Genomic DNA, 6,136 nt, shown 5'->3' on the forward strand with positions numbered 1-6,136 from the left:
CGCGGCTATGTCATGACAGATGATTACGCTGGTTATAACGCGCTGGGCGCGCAGGCCGGAGTCGAACGTTTGGGCTGTTGGGCGCACGCAAGGCGCAAGTTTGTTGAAGCCCAAAAAGTGCAGCCGAAAGGCAAGACGGGACGTGCCGACATCGCGCTGAACTTGATCAACAAGCTCTATGGCATAGAGCGTGATCTGAAGGATGCATGCGACGGCGATCGTAAAACCGGCCGTCATGATCGGAGTCTGCCAGTGTTGGCTCAGTTAAAAAACTGGATGGAAAAGACTCAGCCACAAGTTACGTCTCAGAACGCCTTGGGCAAGGCCATCGGTTATCTGGCAAGTAACTGGAAAAAGCTGGAACGGTATGTCGAGGAAGGCTATCTGCCAATCGACAATAACGCTGCCGAGCGCTCGATCAGACCCTTCGTCATCGGAAGAAAGAACTGGTTGTTTAGCGACACACCCAAAGGCGCGACGGCCAGTGCTCAACTTTACAGCTTGGTCGAGACCGCCAAAGCCAACGGCCAAGAGCCCTATGCGTGGCTGCGCCACGCATTAGAACGGCTGCCAATGGCGACCACGATTGAAGATTACGAAGCGCTGTTGCCGTGGAACTGCTCGCCGGTGTCGCCCAGCTAAGCGCGATACCCATCTTGAAGTCGGTGGGGTTTATGGAGCGCTTACGTTGAAGCAGGAGGGCATCCTATTCTTCTAGCCGGACAATCTTTCCCTTCCAACTGACGCTCGTCGAGCATCTGCCCAGGCATTTGCTTGAGCAGAACCGGATCATCTGGAAGGTTTTCGGGCAAGGAATTCATGCCCTGGATTATACCGAATCAGGCGACGAATCGCGGTGTCAAAACTTGATGAGGGCGGTTGGCCAGAGGTCAAAGCCATCGAGCATACAGTTGAGTTTCTGGACGGTCAGAAAGATCGCCTCGTCGGTGGCGTCCGGCGATGTTTTGAATCGTTCGGACTCGAAGCGCTTAAGCCAAAGCAGAAGCCGTTGCGCTCACAGTACAAGTTCTTCACCCGGTTGCGCGACTTGTTGAGGAAAACGAAAAGCACGGGATCAAAGACGGCGACCTTGATGTCCAGTTCGACCAAGGCCGACAGACCGTCGATGGACTTTCGGAAGTCAACGGGCTTGGGGTACAGATACACTTTTTCGACTTTGGCATCGGGTCGCATCATGGCGAGCTGGCTCCTGAGGAGATAGGGAGCACAGCATCAGGGATCAGAGGGCGGCTTTGAATGTGGGGTTCATGGAGCGCTTACTTTTGTTTAGCAGACCTCGCGCATCGCTCGCAGTTTGATCACTGATGTAATCCATGTACAATTTCATTGCAATCAGGTTCCCATTTTTCATGTCTCGCTCAATTAGTTTGGCTTTTGTAATGCGAACACTTCAAAAAAAGCTCCGTCAATACCAGGAGTGTGATCCACTGTCGTCCTTGTGGTCACCTCTAGTCCGCACCAACTTTTAACTAAAGCCTCGAAGTCCACTCCCCAGTCATATGTTACAAGAGCCCTCCCGTCGCCGTTTGGGCTGCCGTGGTACTCAGGTTCCAGAATGTATTGAATTTCGCCGCATTCAATCTTGGCTCGCTGAATTGAGGTTCTGAGGTGGGGATGCCTTGGCGTTGTAAAAAGAAACCATCCACCCGGCTTAATTGTTCTGATTATTTCTTTGCATGCGGCCGCAGGATCCATGACGTGTTCGAGCACATCCTGTGTAATGAATACATCTACAGAGCCGGTTTGCAAGGTTAAGCGCTCGAGGTTTTCGCATGTCCCACCAGTTGGCAGCGTCGATCCGTATTCTATATCGGTGTCGTAGTATGAATAAGCGTAACCATTGCACATATTTTTGATGCGCATTGAACTTGGGGATGATTCGTGGATTATCTTCTGAGGCCACGCTGGTACCAGCTCGTCCAGCGCCCTCATTAGATTGCGCTCGCGCGGCGTCGATCCGCAGTTTGAACAAGCATAGTGATCTCGCAACCAGCCATCAGAAGAGGAGAAAGTTACTTGACTCCTACAGCAGTGGCAATAACCATCCGAACTAGCTATTAGCTTTCCGATTTTGGCTCAAGGTTGTGATTGGATTGCCAGTCTTGCGCTGCTTTGATGAGGGCTCGCAGTATCCATGTCTTCTCATCTTCCCTGTACTGATCCCACTCAATATTTTCTAGCTGTTTGATTAGGTGTTTTGCAGATCCTTTGGTGTCGTTATCCATGTTTCGCAAATCCTAATCTGAGGTCTTTAGGGCCATTCCTGATGACGGACATCGTAAGCCCATCGGGCACTCCAGCGCCATAGGCGTCGGGCGGCGTAGCTAAGGCAACTGATGTCTTACGAGAAACGCCCGCCTTATAAGCGGGTTCTTTACGCTTGGAGAAAAGTATGACCGTGTCCGATAAAGACCGCGACATCCTTGCCCGCACGCTGTGGGCAGAGGTTCGCGGCGAGGGCTTGAGCGGCCGGATTGCCGTGGCCCGGACCGTCCGCAACCTTGTGGAAATGGACCTGAATAACGAAGGCAAGCCTACTGGTCGGGCGAGGGATATTCAGACGTGTGCCTGAAACCGGGGCAGTTCAGTTGCTAGAACAAGAACGACCCGAACTATCCGCTCTTGTCCGGGGTCAAGGCGATTCCATTCCGAGAGCTGGCTCAAGCGCGCATCGCTGCTGACTTGGTGATCAATGGCAAGTAGGCAGACCCAACTGGCGGGGCGACACACTACTACGCAACCACGATGCCGAAGGCCCCGGCATGGGCCGCGAAGGCCAAGTAGACGCCGAAGCTGGGTCATCATGTCTTCTTTCGTGAGGCTCCATAGCCGACTGAGCAGGTCACGCTCGCTTTGCCGCAATAAATCATCTTGGAGATCAAAATGCGTACCGAACAATTCGTGCTGAAAAGCTTCGGCGTACACACGGTGGCTGTACAAGCTAATGGGGGGAGCCTAAATGAAGGTCGTCACTGCTTTGCTGAATACGTCCGGCAAGTACTTGGTTGTCGGCACCGGCACCCCACGCTTCGGCGCACCGACGCTGGCCGGGCAAGCGCTTGCCGAAGCCATTGCCTACAAAGACTGGATACTCAGATACGTGAGCAAGTTCGTGCCCGTGGTGAATATCTGGGATGGCTTCACAGAAGCAATGACAGTGGAGGGGCTGCACCCGAATATCGTGGGTGCGGATTTCATCAGCTTGCGTGCCGTGCCTATCGTCACCGCCAACTTTGAGTTCCCAGGCATTCCATCGCCAACGGATGCTGGCGAGATTTACTCGGCGATCCGCCCGTTTGGCTGTCTCAATGCTAACCCGCTGCTGGCCGGGACTGGCGGCACAATCCCGGCGGGCGTGAATGCCGTGGCTGGGTCAGTGCTAGCGGGTGGTTATAAGGCCGTCCGCTCTGGCCTGACCGGTATCACCACACGGTGGTTCAAGGAGCCTGCCGCTTATGGCGAGGCTCAGTGCATTGAGCTGGGCGGCACAATGGCGGCGGTGATCGCCACGGCATGAAGGCAGTTCAAATTACGAATAACCAGCGCTGTCCGCTGCCGACATAGTCCTGCCCCTCTTACTCAAAAAATCACTCAGGTCGAGATAGGTCCTTCGCCAAGCGTTCGAGTTTGCTCAACAGTCGTGTTTTAGAAACCCACATAAAAAAGATGCTGTATCCCTTTATCGCTGTCTGCCGATAGAATGGCGGCCCCCAGATGATGTCCAATGAGGTTTCCGTGCGAAGAATAGGTATCCCACTTTTAGTGGTCGTCGCAACTCTGTACCTGATGAAGTCCACAGGGATATTCCCTAAAAATACTTTCGGCGTTCCGCTAACTCTCACGCTGTGGGTTGCCTTCACTTTTGCCTGCCTCATAGCCCCAGCACTCGCCGTGCTGGGTCATGTGCGGAGACTGCAGAGTGATGTATTGAAACCTGTCGCCATTCTTTTTATCACGGGTCTCACAGGATGGATTTTGTTTTGGGCATGGTTCGTCGATCCGGCCTTTGGGCGTATCTTTAGTATCGCTACGTTGTCGATAAGCGCTATATCGCTCTTCTGTTACCCAGTATCCCTTGCATACATTGGCCGCCCAATAGCCTTCATCTTCATTATCTCGACAGCGTTTACGGCGATCACTTTTGACCATGGTGGTTTCGATAATGGGGCCGGCGTAGCGCAAAATCGGTATTGGCTCACTACTGATAATCATATTCCCAAGGCGTTTGCCGACAAACTCATGCAGGGACGAGAAAACCTGCTACCTACCATTCAGGGTGACTGGCAGTCCAGTGACAGGCCGCCACTGGAGACGGGGATGATGTTTTCCAGCTACGGGTTCACTAAAGAAAAGGCCAGAAGTCTTTCGTACTTCGTTCTGGGTGTTCTTACAAACTCCCTTTGGATCTTTGGTATATGGGCACTGCTCAGAGCTCTGAAGGTGGATGAACGAAATATTGGCTTTATTGTGCTGGCAACAGCTACCGTGGGTGCCGTCTTTATCAATACGGTTTATGCCTGGCCTAAGCTGCTTGCGGGCGCCATGACGCTGGGGGCCATAGCATGCGTCGTGCGAAGCAAAGAAGAGAGTCCGAGGCTATGCTTTGCATTGGCAGGGGCGGTTGCCGCCTTGGCTATGCTGTCTCATGGCGCAGCGATATTTGGCCTGCTTGGCTTTTCGGCCTACCTTGCTTTTACCAAATCGATTCCAAATATCAGAAACATAGCGATATGTTCGATAGCGGCCTTAGTGTTGTACGCACCGTGGGTGGCGTATCAGAAGCTCTACGATGCACCCGGTGATCGCCTGCTCAAATGGCAGCTTGCTGGGATGAGTGAGAGGAACGTGAATATCGGTACCCTTGACGCTATCGTGAGCGGATATAGAAATGCAGGCCTGGATCAGGTTATTCAAAACAAGATAAATAGCGTTCGCTTGTATTTGACTGACCCTACTTTCGATAATGGACTGGACAAAACCTATCCCATTATCAGCACTGGCTGGGTTCGATGGCACACAGTGTTCCGGATGGGGCCTGTACCCTTGTTCCTCTTGATGGCGCTGCCACTGTTATTCGTACGAAAGTTTTACTCATATCACTCATCACGCTTTCTAATGGCAAATATAGCTCTATCGAGCGTTGTGTTTATCGGTTTGGTGTTCGGTGAATACCCTTCGTCGTCCGCGGCGGTGCATACGGCCCCATTTTCAGTGCTGCTCATGTGGTGTGCCATTTTCCCTCTGGCAGTATCTCAGGTCACTCCCCGGCTGTTGCCCTACTACACCGCACTGACAGGCATCCTGTTTTTCCTGCTATGGGTCGTGGACGTTCCGAATGGAACCGCCCTGGGCTACTACTCCGACACGCTTTCAGCCGACGGCGTTATTTACAGCATGCGGATCCTTCCTCTCGCCATGCTGGGCCTAGCTTTTTATTTGGCATATGGCTGGCACCGCCAGACAGAGAACGCTCAGCAGATCCACTACGCCAAAGCGTAAAAGTAAGAGGCGTGGCACTGAATGCCACGCCTCATTCTTAATGCTTAGCTCGCACTCCAACAAAAACTGGGCCAATGGTTCAGGCCCCCGCAGGGGCAGTCTTGGTTTTATTTCTCCTCGAGGCCCGTTTTTGCTGGTCAGAATCCCTGAGTAACACTGAAATGATGGTATAAAAACCTCAAAGATGTGCCATAACGCCGATCTTTCAGGTCGTCAATGGGTCTGAGAAGCTTGCGCCGATTCTTCTTGGCGACTGAGTGCCTCAAGCAGCAGTTGCTTGAGCAAAACAGGATCATCAGGAAGGTCGCCGGGTAGAGAAATCATGGCCAGGATTATACCGGGTCATGCCACGTAGCACGCCGTCCAAAACTGATGAGGACGGTTGCGCCAGAGGTCGAAACCGTCGAGCAGCCAGTTCAACTCTTGGACGCTGAGGATAATCGGCTCGTCTGTGGCATCGGGGGACGTTTTGAAGCGCTCGGACTCCAGGCGCTTGAGCCATTGCACTCCCAGTACAACATCTTCACCCGGTTGCGGGGCTTGTTGAGGAAAACGAAAAGCACTGGATCAAAGACGGCGACCTTGATGTCCAGTTCGACCAAGGCCGACAGACCAT

General features: G+C 52.9%; 4 protein-coding genes and 4 pseudogenes. 4 read left to right on the forward strand and 4 right to left on the reverse strand.

What is annotated here, in order from left to right:
• A partial coding sequence (gene tnpC / locus RX972_RS28850; protein WP_316880677.1) for an IS66 family transposase occupies positions 1 to 642 on the forward strand: 642 nt, incomplete at its 5' end.
• 217 nt (positions 643 to 859) lie between these two features.
• Here the strand turns inward: tnpC and tnpB (RX972_RS28855) are convergent.
• The 3 genes and pseudogenes from tnpB (RX972_RS28855) to RX972_RS28865 all read right to left on the reverse strand — a co-directional run bounded on the left by tnpB (RX972_RS28855) (position 860) and on the right by RX972_RS28865 (position 2,246).
• Positions 860 to 1,197, reverse strand: a pseudogene (gene tnpB, locus RX972_RS28855) (IS66 family insertion sequence element accessory protein TnpB).
• Between the two features lie 186 nt (positions 1,198 to 1,383).
• Positions 1,384 to 1,953 (reverse strand): class I SAM-dependent methyltransferase, encoded by a 570-nt coding sequence (locus tag RX972_RS28860; RefSeq protein WP_316880681.1) that lies wholly within the window; start codon positions 1,951 to 1,953, stop codon positions 1,384 to 1,386.
• A gap of 125 nt (positions 1,954 to 2,078) precedes the next feature.
• A complete protein-coding gene (locus RX972_RS28865; RefSeq protein ID WP_316880682.1) occupies positions 2,079 to 2,246 on the reverse strand; it encodes a hypothetical protein in 168 nt (55 codons plus the stop codon).
• Between the two features lie 167 nt (positions 2,247 to 2,413).
• Here RX972_RS28865 and RX972_RS28870 point away from each other — a divergent pair.
• The 3 genes and pseudogenes from RX972_RS28870 to RX972_RS28880 all read left to right on the forward strand — a co-directional run bounded on the left by RX972_RS28870 (position 2,414) and on the right by RX972_RS28880 (position 5,520).
• Positions 2,414 to 2,805: pseudogene (locus RX972_RS28870) on the forward strand (cell wall hydrolase).
• A 175-nt stretch (positions 2,806 to 2,980) separates the two neighbouring features.
• Positions 2,981 to 3,520 (forward strand): annotated as a pseudogene (locus tag RX972_RS28875) (SGNH/GDSL hydrolase family protein); the annotation flags it as partial.
• A gap of 215 nt (positions 3,521 to 3,735) precedes the next feature.
• Positions 3,736 to 5,520 carry a hypothetical protein gene (locus RX972_RS28880; protein WP_316880684.1) on the forward strand — a complete coding sequence of 595 codons (1,785 nt, stop codon included), beginning with the start codon at positions 3,736 to 3,738 and terminating at the stop codon, positions 5,518 to 5,520.
• Between the two features lie 342 nt (positions 5,521 to 5,862).
• On the opposite strand, the pseudogene tnpB (RX972_RS28885) reads toward RX972_RS28880, so the two are convergent.
• A pseudogene (tnpB, locus tag RX972_RS28885) lies at positions 5,863 to 6,083 on the reverse strand (IS66 family insertion sequence element accessory protein TnpB).
• Positions 6,084 to 6,136: the final 53 nt, after the last annotated feature.

Origin of the sequence: Pseudomonas syringae group sp. J309-1 (genome assembly GCF_032582135.1) — a bacterium.
GTDB lineage: Bacteria > Pseudomonadota > Gammaproteobacteria > Pseudomonadales > Pseudomonadaceae > Aquipseudomonas > Aquipseudomonas quasicaspiana.

What these genes read in the sequence shown, in the direction of transcription:
- RX972_RS28860 (WP_316880681.1), bottom strand. Translation starts at nt 1,953, where the DNA reads ATGAGGGCGCTGGACGAGCTGGTACCAGCGTGGCCTCAGAAGATAATC.
- RX972_RS28865 (WP_316880682.1), bottom strand. Translation starts at nt 2,246, where the DNA reads ATGGATAACGACACCAAAGGATCTGCAAAACACCTAATCAAACAGCTA.
- RX972_RS28880 (WP_316880684.1), top strand. Translation starts at nt 3,736, where the DNA reads ATGATGTCCAATGAGGTTTCCGTGCGAAGAATAGGTATCCCACTTTTA.